The sequence below is a fragment of the Shewanella glacialipiscicola genome (genome assembly GCF_023283485.1).
GTDB classification, from domain to species: Bacteria; Pseudomonadota; Gammaproteobacteria; order Enterobacterales; family Shewanellaceae; genus Shewanella; species Shewanella glacialipiscicola.
On the sequence record NZ_JAKILU010000010.1, the window covers coordinates 67,175 to 85,596 of the forward strand.

Here is an 18,422-nt window from a genome sequence, read left to right on the forward strand (position 1 = left end):
TATCGCATATTAAAGTGATTTTTTCTTAGGTTGATTTTTTAACAATGTTAAAAAGTCTTCTGCAATTAATGGTTTGCTGAGTAAGAAACCTTGCACTTGATCGCATCCTTGTAGCGCCAAGAAATTAAGTTGATCTTGGGTTTCTACGCCTTCAGCAACCACGTTTAACTCTAAGCTATGGGCCAAGGCAATAATGGCGCTGGTAATGGCGGCATCGTCGGGATCATGGGTAATATCTCGTACAAATTCACGGTCGATTTTTAAAGTATCGATCGGGAAGCGTTTTAAATAGCTTAGGCTCGAATAGCCAGTGCCAAAATCATCTACGGCGATGGTCAATCCAAGGGCCTTGAGCTGAGATAAAATGCTGACCGATTCCTGTGGATTACCCATAATCATCGACTCAGTCAGTTCGAGTTCAAGCGACTGTGCGGGTAAGCCCGATACCGCTAAAGCCACTTCAATGGTAGAAATGATATCGGCTTTGAGCTGGCGTGCGGAGAGGTTAACCGCAATGGTGATACCATCGAATCCCAGATCATTCCATTGTGCTAACTGTTGGCAAGCGTGATTAATAACCCAGTGGCCAATCTGATTAATGATGCCGGTTTCTTCCGCCAGTGGAATAAATTCTACGGGTGAAATAGGCCCCAATTCGGTGTGATGCCAACGTAATAGCGCTTCTAGTCCTGTGAGTGTCCCATCTCGTACACAGAACTTAGGTTGATAAACGAGGCTGAGTTCATTGCGTTGAATCGCTTGCTTCAAGCCTGCTTCGAGCTGCACATGGCGAGTGGCCACCTCATTTAATTTATGAGTATAAAATTGGAAATTATTACGACCGGACGATTTAGCGTGGTACATCGCAGTGTCAGCAAATTTGATCAGTGAGTCAGCATCCTTGGCGTCGCTAGGGTAAAGGCTTATACCGATAGAGGTCGAAATAGTTAGTGATTTATCATCTAATAAAAAGGGTGCTTGGAAGGCTTTGAGCACTTTTTCTGCGATGACAGTGACGGCTTTTATGGTCGCCACGCCTTCTAAAATGATGGTAAATTCATCACCACCTAAACGTGCAACGGTATCACCATCCCGCACCGCATTTTGTAAACGTCGTGCGACGGCCTTGAGCAGCATATCCCCTACATGGTGTCCCATAGAATCGTTAATATGCTTGAAACGATCGAGATCTAAAAATAATAAGGCGACAATATTCTGGGTTCTGTGGGCGTGAGAAATCGCATGATTGAGCCTGTCGTGGAATAAAGTTCGATTAGGTAAATCAGTTAATGTATCGAAACTGGCAAGAAAACGTAGATCTTCTTCGGCTTTTTTCCGCTCTGTAATATCGGTAAATACCGCAACGAAATGGCGGGTTTCACCTTTTATATCGATGACTTGATTAATCTCGAGCCAGACTAAAATAGCGCGGCGTTGTTTGTTGCGGATCCAAATTTCACCGACCCAATGTTTGTGGTGCAGTAATTGTTGTTCAATGATCGTAAACAACTCTCGCTGCTGACGATTATAGGCTAAACGAATGAAGTGCTTATTGTTGATTTGGTGTTCGGTATAGCCAGTGATCGTACAAAAAGCTGGATTCACCGAGCGAATCCGATAGTCTAAATCTGCGACAACAACAGCCTCGTTCATACTGTTAAGTACTTGAGATGAGAGAATTAATTCATTCTCTATTAGTTTTCGAGAGGTAATGTTACGGTTGGTCCCCGCCATACGAATAGGATGGTCGAGGTTATCTTTCTCAACCACTTTGCCGCGATCTAAAATCCATATCCAATGACCCGTTGAACACTTGACACGGTACTCTATTTCAAAAAATGGTGTATAGCCTTGGAGATGCTCATTGAGTTCAAGTGCGAACCTTTCTCTGTCCTCTGGGTGCATATTTTCATGGGCTAAGTCATCACCATCTGCCTGTGGAATGGATGAGTCTATATTGGTTCTATAGACTTTATTCTCTTTAATATTCCAGTCCCACATCCCATCGCCAGAGGCCCAGAGCGCGAGCTTAAGCCGTTCTTCTGAGGCGCGGATGCTTGTTTCAAATTCTTTTTGTTGTTGGCGTTTTTTCTTACGCCAGAGGATTATCCAAGCAAGCAGCCCGATGCTGGCAATGGCGTATAACCAATACGCAGTTTGAGTCAGATAAAATGGCGGCCGCACCGTAAGATTAACGACTAATGTATCATCACCAGCCGTGTTGTATTGCAGCGCATGTTTGACGTGTAGTTGATAATGACCGGGATTAATGTTGGTGAAGGTAATTTCATTACCGCTGGGCAAATTGTGCCATTGGTTATCGAATCCTTTGAGGAAATAACTAAAATGGTTTTTACCTGAGTAGCTGAAATCTAATGATGTGACTTCAAAGCTAATGAGTTGCTCGTTATAGTCCATCACTATATCGGGTGGGCTACTTAAGTTAAGAATCGTGTGGCCTTTTCCTGCAATGCTATAGCCAGTCAGCGCGACTTTAACATCGGGTCTTTTATCGGGAATCAATGTTGGATCGAAGTGATTAATGCCGCGAATGCCCCCAAACCAGAGACCGCCATTGTTATCTTTTAATTTTACTCCGCCATTAAACTCCAGCGCCTGCAGTCCCTCTTGTTCATTGAAAATAATGATGTGATTTGTTGCAGGATTAAGTTTGCCTATCCCGGCATTACTACTAAACCAAATATTATGTTGTTCATCTTCGAGTAAGGCGTAGATAGTATCGCTTGGTAAACCTTGTTCTCGAGTGTAATGACTAAAGCCCGCACTGGGATTTTGAGCTGATAGTTTACTGATCCCACCATGGGTGGCGAACCATACATCGCCCGATGTCGTCACTAAAATATCGCGTATACGGTTATTGATGAGGCTTTTTTTATCTAAGGGTAGGTGATAATAAGCTTGGCCAATACCCGTTTGCATATCCAGTTTAAGCAGTCCATTAAGTGTACCCAGCCAGAGTGTGTTGTTCTGTGCTCGTAGGATTAAAATTCGATTTTGATCCGGATGGAAATGCGCAATATTTGCTAACGGTATAGAGGTGAATTTATCCGAGCCTGCGACTTTGCGATACAGTGCTTGGGTGGTTGCGACCCAGAAGTCGCCTTGATCATCAATGGCTAAACTGCGGATGTAATTAGCTTCGACATCTTTAGTGGTGTCTTCAACCATGTTAAGTAAAGTGAATTGTCCATTAGGGGAAAGCCGCCCTAGTCCATAATTACTGGCAAGCCAGAGTACGCCTTCTTTATCTTGAGTAATGTCTCGTATAATTAGATTTAAGTTGCGTGGGCCGCGTCCTAATGCCTGTGCAAATAACGACGTGTAGTGCTCATAGCGCCCATTGGGTAGGAGGCGTTTAAGCCCCGCGCCTTCAGTACCCACCCATAGTGCGTTATCTTTACTGCGAAATAAGCTACGGATGTTATTGCTCTGCTGTGGCCATTCAGCGTTATAGTCAAAAATATGCTGAAAATATTGATGCCGTTTATTGAGCTGATCTAAACCTAAATAATTGGTCCCCAGCCATAAATTACCAAAGGGATCTTGCAGTAAACTCAATATATTATTTGCGCTAATACTGTCGGTCCGCTTTGAGTCAAATTTGTGATAACTTGCTTCAAATACGGATTGTCTTTGAGTTAATTGTATAAGCCCTGCTTCTGGCCCTACGGCCCAAAAATCACCTTGTTCGGTCTGGATAAAATCTTTGATATAAGGTACGGAATCATCGGTTTGCCAAAGCACATTACCTTGTTGTGTGGCGAGGTTGTAATGCCATAATTGATTACCTAGAGCCAAGATAACCTCATTGGCAGAGCTTGCCTTAATTTGATTGGCAGTAGCATTGTTTGGCACATTTAAGCGGGTTATCGTACTCGCGCTAACGGCAAAAACGCCGCTACTTTGAGTGCCTGCAAGTAAGTAAGTGTTATCGACATTAGCAAGGCTGGTTATGTAGGGTGCGACGTTATTCTCATTACTGAGATTGACTCGAGTAATATGCTGACTTTTAATCGATAGGGAGAATAAACCTGCTTTGGTACCTATCCAGAGCGTATTGCCCACTAGGTTGAGTTTAGTGGTGCGGGGCTCTGTGAGGCCTTGTTCTTGGCCAAAATGCTGAAAAGTTCCAGTATTAAGATCGAGCCGATTTATCCCCTGACCAAAGGTTGAAACCCAAATATAACCCTCTTGATCTTGAATAATATCGGAGACATAACTCTCTGAGATACTGGTTGGATCATTGGGAGAGTGCGTAAAAATGCTAAAATCATAGCCATTATAAGCGTGTAAACCATCTTGAGTACCAATCCAAAGCATGCCAGCCTTGTCCATAAACAAGCTGGTAATAGAATTCTGGTTTAAGCCATCTACGCTACGAATGTGTTCAAATTTGAGTTGGCTATTAATCGAATCCAATGATTGTGCCAATCCATTCGAAGGGCTCCCAAGTACACTCAGTACACCGAGAAAACATAGAATTAGTCTATGGAATAATTGGCTCAAATTCATCCCTATCAAAAACAATTCCACCTAATTCAATGAGTATTTAGTCAGTTTAGTGTTCAATCACGATACTAAGGATTTTTATAGTTTTTACTCTAAAACAATGGAGTCGTTTAAAAAATTACATCAACCAAATATCACTCTGAATATTTTTTAAGATAATGTTCGCGCACGTTGTTACCCAATACTGCAAATTAATGATGCTGAGTAAAGCTGAGAAGCTTAGCATTATTTATCGATGGCAACACATCATCTCGAATAGATTTATATGCCGATTGTTCGTTATTGTTAACCAAGATGGTTGGGGCAGAATTCAGATAATAAAGAAAAAGACCTCGCAGGAAGGGGGGAGAAGCAAGGTCTTTGATTGAACATTTGTTATTACTCTGGGTTTACACCGTAGGCACTCGTACAGAGCCTTCCATTAATACGCGGGCACTGCGGCTCATAATGGCTTTAACGACTGTCCATTCGCCGTCAACCATTGATGCCTCTGCCCCAACACGCAGCGTGCCTGAGGGGTGGCCGAAGCGGACCGCATCGGTCTTTTCGTTAGTGCGTCCGATACCAGCTGCTAAATTGACTAACGTGCCCGGAATCGCCGCTGCTGTACCAATCGCAACGGCAGCCGTGCCCATCATAGCGTGGTGCAGTTTGCCCATGGACAGGGCGCGCACTAATAAGTCGATGTCGCTTACATTGACGGTTTTGCCACTCGATGACACATAAGTTTGGGGTTTAGCAACAAAAGCCACTTTGGGCGTGTGTTGGCGAGCAGCTGCTTCATCTATGTGGTTAATTAAGCCCATACGCAGCGCGCCATAGGCACGAATTGTTTCAAACTTAGCCAGCGCGGCGTTATCGCTATTGATATCATCCTGCAGCTCAGTGCCTGTATAACCTAAGTCCTCTGCATTAATAAAAATAGTCGGGATACCCGCGTTGATCATAGTGGCGTTAAAGCTGCCAATGCCGGGCACTTCTAACACATCGACCACATTACCCGTGGGGAACATGCTACTGCCACCTTCGCCATCGTCATCGGCTGGATTGATAAATTCGATTTGCACTTCGGCGGCTGGAAAGGTCACGCCGTCTAACTCAAAATCACCGGTTTCTTGCACTTCACCATTAGTGATGGGCACATGGGCGATAATGGTTTTGCTTATGTTGGCTTGCCAAATGCGTACAGTGCAGATGCCATTTAGCGGAATACGCGTGCTATCAATTAAACCGTTGCTGATAGCAAAGGCGCCAACTGCGGCAGTTAAGTTGCCGCAGTTACCACTCCAATCGACAAAGGGTTTATCAATTGCTACTTGGCCAAAAAGATAATCTACATCGTGATTGGCTTGAGTGCTTTTTGATAAAATTACGGTTTTGCTAGTGCTTGAGGTCGCGCCGCCCATGCCATCGATTTGTTTAGCGTAAGGGTCTGGGCTACCAATCACCCGCAGCAATAAGGCGTCGCGTGCAGGGCCTGGCACTTGCGCTGCCTTAGGCAAATCTTGCAGGCGGAAAAACACGCCCTTGCTGGTGCCGCCACGCATATAAGTCGCCGCGATTTTGATTTGCGGCGCGTGGATTGTTGCAGTAGTCATATATTGACTCCAAAAGGATTCAAAATGAGCGCCAACGACTTAATGGTGAAGTCGCTGGCACTCGGTTTAGCTAACGAATATTAAGCGTCAGCTCAGGCAAGGTTAGATTCTAAAAAATCCTGCGCGAAGCGTTGCAACACGCCGCCAGCTTCGTAAATTGACACTTCTTCGGCGGTATCGAGGCGACACGTTACTGGCACTTCGATGCGTTCACCATTTTTACGAGTGATAACAACCGTTAAATCTGCTCTTGGCGCTGGCGTGCCGAGTACATCGAACACTTCGGTACCATCAATGGCGTAGGTGGCGCGGTTCTCACCTGCTTTAAATTCCAGTGGCAACACGCCCATGCCGACTAGGTTAGTACGATGAATACGCTCAAAGCCTTCGGCGACAATGGCTTCAACGCCAGCTAAACGCACGCCCTTGGCGGCCCAGTCGCGGGACGACCCTTGGCCGTAGTCAGCGCCCGCTATGATGATTAGCGGCTGCTTGCGCTGCATATAGGTTTCAATCGCTTCCCACATGCGCGTCACTTGGCCTTCAGGCTCGATACGCGTTAGGGAGCCTTGCTGCACTTTGCCATCAACAATCGCCATTTCGTTTTTAAGCTTAGGGTTAGCAAACGTGGCGCGCTGGGCTGTTAAGTGGTCGCCGCGATGGGTCGCATAGGAGTTAAAGTCCTCTTCTGGTAAGCCCATTTTGTGCAGGTATTCGCCTGCAGCGCTGTCCATCATAATGGCGTTGGATGGCGATAAATGGTCAGTGGTGATGTTGTCACCTAGCACAGCTAATGGACGCATGCCTTTGAGTGTACGCTCGCCCGCCAACGCGCCTTCCCAATAAGGTGGGCGGCGAATATAGGTTGATTGTGCACGCCAATCATACAGTGGGCTAATTTGCTCGCCGTAATCCACTGCGATATCAAACATAGGCTCGTACACTTTACGGAACTGCTCAGGCTTAACGCTTTTAGCAATCACGGCATCGATTTCTTCATCCGATGGCCAAATATCGATAAGTCTGACTGGCTTACCGTGTTGATCTAATCCCAATACATCTTTTTCGATATCAAAACGTATGGTGCCGGCAATGGCATAAGCCACCACTAATGGCGGCGATGCTAAGAAAGCTTGTTTGGCGTACGGGTGAATACGGCCATCAAAGTTACGGTTACCCGATAACACCGCGGTGGCGTACAAGTCGCGATCGATCACTTCTTTTTGGATGATGGGATCGAGCGCGCCGCTCATACCGTTACACGTGGTGCAGGCAAAGCCGACAATTCCAAAGCCTAGCTGTTCAAGTTCAGTCAGCAACTTGGCTTCTTCTAAATATAATTGCACTGCTTTAGAGCCAGGAGCGAGTGAGGTTTTGACCCAAGGTTTGCGGGTTAAGCCTTTGGCATTGGCGTTGCGGGCAATGAGGCCTGCGGCAATCACGTTGCGCGGGTTACTGGTGTTAGTGCAGCTAGTAATTGCTGCGATAATCACCGCGCCATCTGGCATTAAACCGGGTTCGTTTTCGATTATGCCACTAATACCGCGCTCAGCAAGTTCTGATGTTGGCACTCTTGCGTGTGGGTTTGATGGCCCGGCAATCGTGCGTACCACTGAGGATAAATCAAAACGCAATACGCGTGGATAGTGCACTTCAGTCAGGCTATCGGCCCACAAACCTGCGGTTTTGGCATAGGTTTCAACCAGTTTCACTTGCTCAGCCTCGCGGCCCGTTAAGGTTAAATAATCTAAGGTTTGTTGGTCAATGTAGAACATTGCCGCAGTGGCACCAAATTCAGGCGTCATGTTTGAAATCGTGGCGCGATCGCCCAGTGTCAGTGCTGCTGCGCCTTCACCGAAGAACTCTAAGTAAGAGGAGACGACTTTTTGTGCGCGTAAAAACTCGGTTAAGGCCAATACGATATCGGTGGCGGTAATGCCAGCTTGCGGTCTGCCGGTTAGCTCAACGCCGATAATGTCAGGCAGGCGCATGTACGATGCGCGCCCTAACATCACACTTTCGGCTTCTAAGCCGCCGACACCAATGGCGATAACGCCTAGCGCGTCAACATGTGGCGTGTGGCTGTCGGTGCCAACTAAGGTATCAGGGAATGCGACACCTTCGCGGGCGTGGATCACTGGTGACATACGCTCTAAGTTAATTTGGTGCATAATGCCGTTACCCTGAGGGATAACATCAATGTTTTTAAACGCTTTTTGCGTCCAATTAATAAAATGGAATCTGTCTTCGTTGCGTCTGTCTTCGATGGCGCGGTTTTTGGCAAAAGCGTCTTTGTCAAAACCACCAAACTCAACTGCCAGCGAGTGATCCACAATGAGTTGTGTTGGCACTACAGGGTTCACTTTGGCAGGATCGCCACCTTTAGCGGCAATCGCATCACGCAGACCCGCAAGGTCAACTAAGGCGGTTTGCCCTAAAATGTCGTGGCAGACCACGCGGGCAGGAAACCAAGGGAAATCCAGTTCTTGTTTTGATTCAATAAGCTGCTTAAGTGAGGCGGTTAAATCGGCAGGCGGGCAGCGACGGACTAAGTTTTCCGCTAAAACGCGGCAGGTATAAGGTAGCTTGGCATACGCGCCGGGTGTAATGGTTTCAATCGCTTCGCGGGTATCGAAGTAATCAAGTTTAGTGCCGGGTAAAGGCTTGCGATATTGGGTATTCATAGCAGTATTCATAACATCATCCATTGCGGAAAATGAAGTTGGCGCGAGACAGTCTATTAACAGACATTTCTTTAACAGAAGTCTCGCGCCAAGAGTGGTTAGCTTGGTTTAACGCTTGGCAATTGGAACCACTTTGCGTGGCGCTACGCCTACATAATCGGCACTTGGGCGGATGATGCGGTTGTTAGAACGTTGCTCCATTACGTGCGCCGCCCAGCCAGTGAGGCGCGAACAGACAAAGATTGGCGTAAACAATTTAGTCGGAATATCCATGTAGTGGTATGCGCTGGCGTGGAAAAAGTCCGCGTTACAGAAAAGCTTTTTCTGTTCCCACATTAGTGCTTCACAGGCAACCGATACACGGTATAGGCGGTCGTCACCGTTGGCGGCAGCCAGTTTTTCTGACCACTCTTTAATGATGGCATTGCGTGGGTCACTGTCGCGGTAAATCGCGTGACCAAAGCCCATAATCTTATCTTTGCGTTCTAGTTTACCCATTAAGATGTCGCGCGCATCGGCTTCATCTTTCATGTCTTGAATCAGTTCCATCGCCGCTTCGTTCGCGCCGCCATGTAGCGGACCACGCAGTGAACCAATGGCGCCTGTTACGCACGAATGCATGTCAGACAGGGTTGAAGCACATACGCGAGCGGTAAAGGTCGATGCGTTAAATTCATGTTCCGCATAAAGAATTAACGATACGTCCATCACTTTAGCGTGCAGTGCCGAGGGTGCTTTACCGTGTAATAAATGTAAAAAGTGCGCGCCAATTTGAGCGTCATCGGTTTCGGTTTCAATACGCACGCCATCGTGGCTAAAGCGATACCAGTAACAAATAATCGATGGGAATGCAGCCAGTAAGCGGTCAGATATTTCACTTTGCTGGCTAAAGCTGTGCTCGGCTTCTAAGTTACCTAGCATAGAGCAACCAGTACGCATCACATCCATAGGGTGAGCATCGGCAGGAATGCGCTCTAATACTTCTTTTAAGGCTTGCGGTAAGCCGCGCATGCCTTTGAGTTTGGTTTTATAGGCATCAAGCTGAGCTTGAGTGGGTAGCTCACCGTAAAGAATCAGATAGGCGACTTCTTCGAAGGTGGCATTTTCACCGAGATCTTTCACATCATAACCGCGGTATGTTAGGCCGCTGCCCGATACGCCCACTGTGCTCAATGCCGTTTCGCCTGCGCTTTGGCCGCGTAATCCTGCACCACTTAGTTTTTTAGCTTCTGACATAATGTTTCCCTTCCGTTAACTCTGTTTGGTTATCGTTGATGCATTGCAGTTTATGTAAGGTGCTAATACACCAACATTTATTGGTTAAGGTTGTACTTCCTGTTTACGCTGCATTGTAGGGTGCAGTTAGCCAGTTATTTATCTTGGCTAAACAGTTGATCTAACTTGTCTTCAAAAGCGTGGTAGCCCAAGTATTTATACAAATCGTTACGAGTCTGCATGGTATCTAACACGTTGCGTTGATGACCATCATTCATCAGCGCTTGCATCACGTTCAGTGCCGCTTGGTTGGCTGCACGGAAAGTACCGAGTGGATAAAGCACCATGTCGGCGCCCGCCTGCGCCAGTTCTTCTTTATTAAATAGCTGGGTTTGGCCAAATTCGGTCATGTTAGCTAAAATCGGTGCTTTGACTTGCGCTTTAAAGTGGCGATATTGGTCTAGCTCAGTTAAGGCTTCGGCAAAAATCATGTCGGCACCGGCGGCGATATAAGCTTGAGCGCGTTCAATACCTGCTTCTACCCCTTCAACGGCAACCGCATCGGTACGTGCCATGATGACAAAGTTAGGATCGATACGGGCATCGACGGCCGCTTTAATGCGATCGACCATTTCCTCTATGCTCACCACCGCTTTGTTAGGTCTGTGGCCGCAACGCTTTTGCGACACTTGGTCTTCCATGTGCACGGCAGCAACACCGATTTTTTCAAATTCTTTGATGGTGCGAGCAATATTGAATGCGCCGCCCCAGCCAGTATCGATATCGACCAATAAAGGCACTTGTGTGGCAGAGGTGATACGACCCGCATCAATCAGCACGTCGCTCATTGAGGTCATGCCTAAGTCCGGCAAACCGTATGACGCATTGGCAACGCCAGCGCCCGAAAGATACAAGGCTTGGAAGCCAGTTTGCTCTGCCATCAAGGCAAAATAGGCATTGGTGGTGCCAACGATTTGTAACGGTTTGGCCTTAGCAAGAGCTTGGCGAAAACGTAATCCTGCGCTTTGGGTCATGGTCTTGTCCTTCTATTTATCCATTTTTTGGCATGTGAGCCGTAAGAATTTAGCTGATGTTCGCTAAGGTTTCTTTTGCGGCGGCATTGGCTTGCAATTCAATTAAGCGTAATTCGGTATTTTTACGTCCCTGTTCGATATGGCGGCGCATTAACAAGCTTGCCAGTTCACCATCGCGCTGGGCAATGGCCTCGACTATGCGTCTGTGCTCGGCAATCGCTTTTACGGGGCGATTTTTATTGGTGCATTGGTAACGATACATACGTAGCAAGTGATACAGACCACCGACTAGGGTTTCCTGTAAGTGTTTGTTGCCACTGGCTTGAATGATTTGGTAGTGAAAATCGACGTCGCCTTCTTCTTGGAAGTAGGTATCACCCTTTGCGAGCGCGGCATCTTGGCAGGCGAGTAAATCTTCTAACTTGGCTAACTGCTCAGGGGTGATGCGACTGGCGGCGAGTTCGCAGGCCATACCTTCAAGCACGCTACGCAGTTGATATAAATCGTTAAGTTCGCTAACGGTAAGCTGTGCTACGCGGGCACCAACATGGGGTGAGCGCACCACTAAACGCTGTCTTTCTAAGGTGTGCAGGGCTTCGCGAGTTGGGCCGCGACTGATGCCGTATTTTTCGGCTAGCGCTTGCTCATTAATTTTGCTGCCCGCAGGTAGTTCGCCCTTAATGATGCTGGTTTGGATTTGCACCAAAATTTGATCGGCTAATGTGGTCGACGTTTTATCTGCTGAGGTCGATTTGACCTTATGCAGGTGGGAAACTTGTGTGTCATCAGAAATCAACGTCGTGTCTTGCTTCAACATAGCGCGTCACTATTTAATGGGATTGTCTACAATGGATAAAAATAGCCCTCTCTCAATGGATTGTCAACAATGTGTTTACTTGGACGTAAGTCTACATTTTGAGGGTTTTTTACTTTATTTGTTGATTTTTATATTTTTTAATTTTTACTTGTGTGTTTAGTATTTTATTTTATAAATATTTAAAATATTAAATTGTCAACAATGATGCGGTTTTAGCCGTACTATCTTGTTGCAGGTGTTTATGGCTTTGGGGTAAATCTTCCAGATGCATTTTGCATGTGTGTCCTTCGCGTTATCCTATTGGCTGAATAACACACTTGGAGGCGACAGTGGAGAAAGTGTTAGTGAGCAGTTGTTTACTTGGTCAAGCGGTGCGTTACGACGGTGGCCATAATTTCATGGAAAGCGATGTTGTATGTACATGGCTTGAGCAAGGGCGGATTGTGGCGATTTGTCCCGAATGTGCGGGCGGGTTGCAGACACCTAGACCGCTAGCTGAGCGAGTTGGGCAGCGCATCTTAACCGCGCAAGGGGAAGATGTGACGCACGCTTTTAGTCTGGGAGCAAATATTGCCCTTAAGTTAGCGCAGCAAGAAGGGATTAACGTGGCAGTTTTAAAAGCCCGCAGTCCATCCTGTGGTAATCAGCAGATTTATGATGGCCGTTTTGCGAAACAATTAATCGCGGGGCAAGGATTAACGGCAGAAAAACTCTGCGCGACAGGGATAACCGTCTTTAATGAATTTGAGTTAGTCGCGGTTGCGGCATATATAGCAAAGCTGGAAGCGGGCGCTGTTTGAGCCTGTTCTATTTATGATTTAGTTCGTTATTGAATGTGAGTGTTATTAGTGCTGGTGGCGGCATTTTGATAGTCGCGCAGTAAGTCATCAATTTGTTGATCTTTCTCAGCCCATACTTGATTTAACCAGCGCTGGAATTCGACGCGGTACTCAGACTCAGAAAAATAACGTGCTGGGTCAACCTGAGGTACGGGCAGAGCATTAATGCGCACAATGATCTTACTCACTTTGCCGTTCATCACCCCAAACAGAATATCCTCAGGCGCATCGGGATACACAATAGTCATGTCGAGTAGATTGGTAAATTGCTCACCCATAGCAGATAGGGTAAAAGCAATCCCGCCGGCTTTAGGGCGCAATAAGTGTCGATAGGGCGAGTTTTGGCGCTGATGCTTCTGTTTGGTAAAACGGCTGCCCTCGACATAGTTAATAATCGATGTGGGCATTTTTTTGAATTTTTCGCAGGCGCGGCGCGTCGTCTCTAAATCTTTACCCTTAAGCTTTGGATTTTTTTTCAGTTTTGCTGGACTGGTTCGATTCATAAATGGCATATCGAGCGCCCAACAGCCGAGGCCCATAATCGGCACATACATCAGCTCATTTTTGAGGAAGAACTTCAGCATTGGAATATGGTTACGTAATACATAAGTTTGCGCGGCGATATCAAACCCACTGAGATGGTTGCTGATCAGTAAATACCAACTGTTTTTATCCAGCCCTTCGAGCCCTTGTATATCCCACTCAATTTTAGCGATCAAAAACAGAATACCGCCATTGCAACTGGCCCACGCCCACATGAAACGATTCATGACGCTGGATACTGCATTACGCGCACCTTGCGTAGGCATCACGATTTTCACTAACCCGCCAAGGCTGATAAGCGAACTCCATATAAAGGTGTTTATAATCAGTAGACTAAAGCTAATTATAAACAACACTGGCCCAGGCAAGAAATTCAACATAATGGTGTTACCTTTGTTCTTTATTCGTTTGGCTAGCCAGTTGGCTTAACACTTGATCTTTAGCTAACCATATTTGATTCAACTGTTCTTGAAAGCTAATTTTAAAATCACGATCATTCATATAATCGCCGCGCATGGCGGGATCAATGTCTGATACCCTAATGTGTACTTTAACGCGGGGCATTTTGCCTGTTAGGTAGTCCCAATAGGTGGGCACTGTGTCTGGGTAGTAAATGGAGACATCGACTAACTTGTGGATCTGTTCACCCATGGCCGATAACGCAAAAGCCATGCCGCCTGCTTTAGGTTTTAATAGGTGTTGGAACGGTGAGTTTTGCTTTTGATGTTTAGTTTTACTGAAGCGCGTGCCTTCGACAAAGTTCATCACACTCACTGGCTTAGCCTTGAATTTAGCGCAGGCTTTACGTGTGATTTCAATATCCTTACCCTTTAACTTAGGATTTTTACGCAGCTGTGCTGTGCTATAACGACGCATAAAGGGGAAATCAAGTGCCCACCAGGCTAAGCCTAAAATCGGCACAAAAATTAATTCTTGCTTGAGAAAAAACTTTAAAAAAGGGATTTTTCGGTTAAAAACTCGCTGTAGGATCAAGATATCGACCCAAGACTGGTGATTGGCAATGACCATATACCATTCTTTAGTCGAAAAATCGGTATCGCCGCTCAGTTCTATGTTAACGGGGTGCAAGCAACGCTCAATTACACCATTAACACTAATCCACGCGCTGGCGCAAAAGTCGAGTACATAGCTAGTTGCAGTCCTTAATGAGCTGATAGGTATCAGTTTTATAAAACTGATTAATACAATTGGGATAGTCCAAAAGATAGTATTAACAACGTAGCCTAAAAATGCGATACAGCCTTTGAATTGTGAAAACAGCGTTCCCATCCGAGCCCCCTGACAAAAATTGGAGGCCTATGTTACTCGGTGTCGGCGTTTGGCTCAATCTTAGGCGCTGCTATGGGTGCATTTGTTTAACATTTATTTCAATGCGAGTTCAATATTGTTGGGATAAGCGGGCGAGTAATCTATCCATTGCGCGGTAGCCTAAGGCTTGAGCAAGATGGCGACGTTCAGTGTTAGGTACTTGTTCAAGATCGGCAATCGTGCGCGCCACCTTTTGTATGCGATGGAAACTGCGAACTGATAGGCCAAGTTTTACCACGCTTTGTTCTAAAAAGATTAAATCGGCGTCGCTAATGCCGCTAAAGATTTTGAGTTGTTTCCCTGTGAGTTCACTATTAAGCACTCCAGCGCGGGCAAGTTGCCGCTCGCGTGCTAGTTTGACGCGTTTGGCGATATCTTGGCTGGTTTCTGTTTGCGGCGCTGCTTGTGTTAATGTGCCAGCGGGAAGTTTTGGCACTTCTATGGTTAAGTCAAAACGGTCGAGAAATGGACCTGAAAGTCGTGAAAGATATCGCTGGATTTGTTCAGGACTCGACCTGTGTTGACTATCGAGATCGCCGCTCGGGCTCGGGTTCATCGCGGCAATTAATTGAAATCGACTTAAAAATGTTAGTTTAGCGGCGGCGCGAGAAATCACTACTTCGCCAGTTTCCATCGGTTCACGCAGACAATCTAAGACTTTTCGAGGAAATTCGGCGACCTCATCCAAAAACAATACGCCACGGTGAGCCAGAGAGATTTCACCGGGTTTGGGAATACTGCCGCCACCCACGAGTGAAATAGCTGAACTAGTGTGGTGCGGCGCCCGAAACGGCCGCTGTAAAAAATACTGTGGTTTAATGTCGAGTCCGGCAACCGAATGCAGTGCTGCCACTTCCAATGCTTCTTCATAATTGAGCGCGGGTAATAACGCCATCATGCGGCTAGCGAGCATAGTCTTGCCCGTACCCGGCGGGCCAAGCATCAAGAGGTTGTGGTTTCCCGCAGCGGCAATTTCGAGTGCTTGTTTGGCCTGATATTGGCCAATCACATCGCTTAGGCAAGTATTTGATTCGGGCGTTTCTTGGTTTATCCATTCTAATTGCGGCGCTAACGTGGGCAGTTGGGTTTGCCCTTGTAAATAAGCGGCGAGGCTTTGCAAGTGTGAGCCAAATAATACCTTGGGATAGCCGACGAGCTCGGCATCGTGACGGTTATCCAGCGGTAATATTAAGGTATGCTCTTGGCGCTTAGCGGCGATTATTGCCGGTAATAATCCTTGGCAATAACGTATGTGCCCAGAAAGCGCCAACTCACCGACAAACTCGAGATTTTTAAGGCTATTCAGCGGAATTTGCTCCGAAGCTGCCAGTATGCCTACGGCTATGGGCAAATCGTAGCGGCCACCTTGTTTAGGTAAATCTGCTGGTGCGAGGTTAACGGTTATCCGCCGCATCGGGAATTCAAATCCCGCATTAATCAATGCACTACGTACTCGCTCACGTGCTTCTTTCACTGAGGCTTCAGGTAAACCCACTAGATTAAATGCGGGTAAGCCATTGCTGAGATGCACTTCAACAGTGACTTCCGGGGCTTCTACCCCGCAACTTGCTCGGGTAGTGACGCAGGCAATTGCCATAAACAAATCCTTTTGTGGTTCATTTCACGCAGAATTTGAGTGTAGCAGTTAATGGAATGATGGCTTTACCATCGACTCTGAATTCAAGCGAAGTGTGGATTCGTTATGGGCTAGTGGATCTGCACACTTACATACCATTAATACATACTTTTAGCCTGATGATATAGGCGTACTTAAGTGTTCACTAAGTTGATTTTTTAAACGCCATAAGCAGCACCGAATAACAGCCAAATAATTGATAACATTTATATGAGGTCGCGCTGCTAGTTTGTCTTTCAGATAAAAAATTATTCAAGCTGAGGAATATTAGCCCATAAATCGGATATAATACGTCGCCGATTGTCGAGATGGTGGTGTACTCGTCGTGGCGCCTATGCTGCAATTCTGAACGTCTTTCAAGTAATGTGACTAAGCTAAAATAATAGCTAAAACCATATCAGTGTAGTCAATGCTATTGGTTTTTATGTGCGTTCTAGCAGCTCAATAACTAAGCCACTAAGCTAAAATATATTAGTGTCGCTGAGTCTAACAAAAATTAAAAATATAATATTCAGTACATTAGGCGAAAATATCACTGGGAGTCGTCGACTTTTGACGGTGTGGCTCTCACAGTATGATTTGTGTACTGCGGAGCTGAATCACGCACAACTTGAGCAAGTGCAGATATATCCATAGCACGCTACATCTTGCTACCTCAGTGATTATTTATCTGCGCTAGAGTGCGGCTTATGTGATTTTTGAGCGATGCCTAACCCAATAAATGTTACTTCAATACAATGAATTCAGCTGACACGCGAGTAATAAAGCGCGAGTCGGTCCTAGCTAGTCCAGTGTTAAATGAAAGGTGTTACATGAGTCTCTTTGATAACGTGATGATTATATTGTGCCTGATTGGCGCAAGTTGTTTCTTCTCTATGTCAGAAATTTCGCTTGCTGCTTCCCGCAAAATCCGTTTACGTCAGTTAGCCGATGAAGGTGATGCTCGAGCTGAAAAAGTGCTGAAGTTACAAGCCGTTCCTGGTAGTTTTTTTACTGTGGTGCAAATTGGTCTTAATGCGGTAGCAATTATGGGCGGTATCGTGGGTGAGTCGGCATTTCGGCCGTATTTCCATAGTCTGCTGGCGCCTTGGTTAACGGATCCTTGGCTTAGCCAAGTGAGCTTTTTGTTCTCGTTTGTGTTGGTAACCAGTGCCTTTATCTTGGTGGCCGACCTTATGCCGAAGCGCATTGCGATGGCAATGCCAGAGCCTGTAGCGTTAGCTGTCGTAGGGCCAATGTCTTTCTGTATTGTGCTATTACGCCCATTGGTATGGTTTTTTAACGGCATGGCCAGTGGTATTTTTAAACTATTGCAAATTCCTACCGTTCGTAACGATGCTATCACTTCAGATGATATTTATGCGGTAATGAATGCGGGTGCAGAGGCTGGGGTGCTCGATCGCGGCGATCAGCAGATGATGGAGAATGTGTTTGAAATGCAAACCGTTTCTGTTACTTCAGCGATGACAGCCCGCGAAAGTTTAGTGTATTTTTTACTGCAGGATAGCGAAGAAGACATTAAGCGTAAGATTTCTGAAGATCCACACACTAAATTTTTAGTGTGTGATGGTCAGCTCGATATGATCAAAGGGATTGTCGATGCTAAAGAGCTATTAATTCGAGTGATTAATGGTGAAAACATTACCTTAAAGGATACCAGCCTAGTCCACACCACCTTGATTATTCCTGATACTTTAAGCCTATCTGAGGCGATGGAATACTTTAAAAATAGTCGTGCCGATTTTGCGGTAGTGATTAACGAATATGCCCTCGTGGTTGGTATTGTTACTACGAACGATTTACAGCGTGCGGTGATGGGGGCTTGGTCATTACATGAGAGTGAAGAGCAAATTATTGCCCGCGATAGCAACTCTTGGCTGGTGGACGGGGTCACGCCGATTACTGATGTGATGCGCGCTTTTGGCATTGAAGAATTTCCGCATAATCAAAACTATGAAACGATTGCCGGTTTTATGATGTATATGCTGCGTAAAATCCCTAAGCGTACTGATTTTGTTAACTATGCAGGCTATAAGTTTGAAGTGGTTGATATCGACTCTTATAAAGTCGACCAGCTATTAGTGACTCGAATTGATCCGATTTCTACTGACAAGCTTAATTCCCCCGATATTTAACCTGCGGTGATGCGACTCATTTTGGCTAACATTTTAGCTGCAAAGGGTCGCGTCAGCTTAGG

General features: G+C 46.0%; 11 protein-coding genes. 2 read left to right on the forward strand and 9 right to left on the reverse strand.

The genetic code is table 11. The annotated features are described in order from the left end of the window. Positions 1 to 9: 9 nt before the first annotated feature. The 6 genes from L2717_RS09835 to L2717_RS09860 all read right to left on the reverse strand — a co-directional run bounded on the left by L2717_RS09835 (position 10) and on the right by L2717_RS09860 (position 11,878). Positions 10 to 4,542, reverse strand: coding sequence for an EAL domain-containing protein (locus L2717_RS09835; RefSeq protein WP_220772155.1), 4,533 nt, complete (start codon positions 4,540 to 4,542; stop codon positions 10 to 12). Positions 4,543 to 4,919: 377 nt separating this feature from the next. Continuing rightward, positions 4,920 to 6,128: a 2-methylaconitate cis-trans isomerase PrpF gene (gene prpF, locus L2717_RS09840; RefSeq protein ID WP_248938038.1), complete on the reverse strand. Its 1,209-nt coding sequence runs from the start codon at positions 6,126 to 6,128 to the stop codon at positions 4,920 to 4,922. 92 nt (positions 6,129 to 6,220) lie between these two features. Continuing rightward, positions 6,221 to 8,824 (reverse strand): Fe/S-dependent 2-methylisocitrate dehydratase AcnD, encoded by a 2,604-nt coding sequence (gene acnD / locus L2717_RS09845; RefSeq protein ID WP_220772157.1) that lies wholly within the window; start codon positions 8,822 to 8,824, stop codon positions 6,221 to 6,223. 96 nt (positions 8,825 to 8,920) lie between these two features. Continuing rightward, on the reverse strand, positions 8,921 to 10,048 hold the full coding sequence (gene prpC / locus L2717_RS09850) for a bifunctional 2-methylcitrate synthase/citrate synthase (RefSeq protein ID WP_220772159.1): 1,128 nt from the start codon (positions 10,046 to 10,048) through the stop codon (positions 8,921 to 8,923). A gap of 134 nt (positions 10,049 to 10,182) precedes the next feature. Further along, entirely contained in the window at positions 10,183 to 11,061 is an 879-nt protein-coding gene (gene prpB / locus L2717_RS09855; protein WP_076500728.1) for a methylisocitrate lyase, read from the reverse strand. 49 nt (positions 11,062 to 11,110) lie between these two features. Next, the gene (locus tag L2717_RS09860) at positions 11,111 to 11,878 is read right to left on the reverse strand and encodes a GntR family transcriptional regulator (RefSeq protein ID WP_107884236.1); all 768 of its coding nucleotides are present in this window, start codon (positions 11,876 to 11,878) and stop codon (positions 11,111 to 11,113) included. Positions 11,879 to 12,207: 329 nt separating this feature from the next. Between L2717_RS09860 and L2717_RS09865 the strand changes: the two genes are divergently transcribed. Then, positions 12,208 to 12,678 (forward strand): 2-thiouracil desulfurase family protein, encoded by a 471-nt coding sequence (locus tag L2717_RS09865; RefSeq protein ID WP_220772161.1) that lies wholly within the window; start codon positions 12,208 to 12,210, stop codon positions 12,676 to 12,678. Between the two features lie 26 nt (positions 12,679 to 12,704). Here the strand turns inward: L2717_RS09865 and yihG (L2717_RS09870) are convergent, their stop codons facing one another. The 3 genes from yihG (L2717_RS09870) to L2717_RS09880 all read right to left on the reverse strand — a co-directional run bounded on the left by yihG (L2717_RS09870) (position 12,705) and on the right by L2717_RS09880 (position 16,186). Further along, positions 12,705 to 13,640, reverse strand: a complete 936-nt coding sequence (yihG, locus tag L2717_RS09870) for a 1-acylglycerol-3-phosphate O-acyltransferase, YihG family (protein ID WP_076500724.1) — start codon at positions 13,638 to 13,640, stop codon at positions 12,705 to 12,707. A gap of 7 nt (positions 13,641 to 13,647) precedes the next feature. After that, positions 13,648 to 14,550 carry a 1-acylglycerol-3-phosphate O-acyltransferase, YihG family gene (gene yihG, locus L2717_RS09875; RefSeq protein WP_220772163.1) on the reverse strand — a complete coding sequence of 301 codons (903 nt, stop codon included), beginning with the start codon at positions 14,548 to 14,550 and terminating at the stop codon, positions 13,648 to 13,650. A 109-nt stretch (positions 14,551 to 14,659) separates the two neighbouring features. After that, positions 14,660 to 16,186 carry a YifB family Mg chelatase-like AAA ATPase gene (locus tag L2717_RS09880; protein WP_220772164.1) on the reverse strand — a complete coding sequence of 509 codons (1,527 nt, stop codon included), beginning with the start codon at positions 16,184 to 16,186 and terminating at the stop codon, positions 14,660 to 14,662. An 851-nt stretch (positions 16,187 to 17,037) separates the two neighbouring features. On the opposite strand from L2717_RS09880, the gene paeA reads away from it, so the two are divergent. Beyond that, positions 17,038 to 18,360, forward strand: coding sequence for a polyamine export protein PaeA (gene paeA, locus L2717_RS09885; protein WP_220772165.1), 1,323 nt, complete (start codon positions 17,038 to 17,040; stop codon positions 18,358 to 18,360). The last annotated feature ends 62 nt before the right edge of the window (positions 18,361 to 18,422 follow it).

Bases quoted from the DNA above. Each gene is read 5' to 3' on its own strand.
- prpF (WP_248938038.1), bottom strand. From the start codon at position 6,128: ATGACTACTGCAACAATCCACGCGCCGCAAATCAAAATCGCGGCGACT.
- acnD (WP_220772157.1), bottom strand. From the start codon at position 8,824: ATGAATACTGCTATGAATACCCAATATCGCAAGCCTTTACCCGGCACT.
- prpC (WP_220772159.1), bottom strand. From the start codon at position 10,048: ATGTCAGAAGCTAAAAAACTAAGTGGTGCAGGATTACGCGGCCAAAGC.
- prpB (WP_076500728.1), bottom strand. From the start codon at position 11,061: ATGACCCAAAGCGCAGGATTACGTTTTCGCCAAGCTCTTGCTAAGGCC.
- L2717_RS09860 (WP_107884236.1), bottom strand. From the start codon at position 11,878: ATGTTGAAGCAAGACACGACGTTGATTTCTGATGACACACAAGTTTCC.
- yihG (WP_076500724.1), bottom strand. From the start codon at position 13,640: ATGTTGAATTTCTTGCCTGGGCCAGTGTTGTTTATAATTAGCTTTAGT.
- yihG (WP_220772163.1), bottom strand. From the start codon at position 14,550: ATGGGAACGCTGTTTTCACAATTCAAAGGCTGTATCGCATTTTTAGGC.
- L2717_RS09880 (WP_220772164.1), bottom strand. From the start codon at position 16,186: ATGGCAATTGCCTGCGTCACTACCCGAGCAAGTTGCGGGGTAGAAGCC.
- paeA (WP_220772165.1), top strand. From the start codon at position 17,038: ATGAGTCTCTTTGATAACGTGATGATTATATTGTGCCTGATTGGCGCA.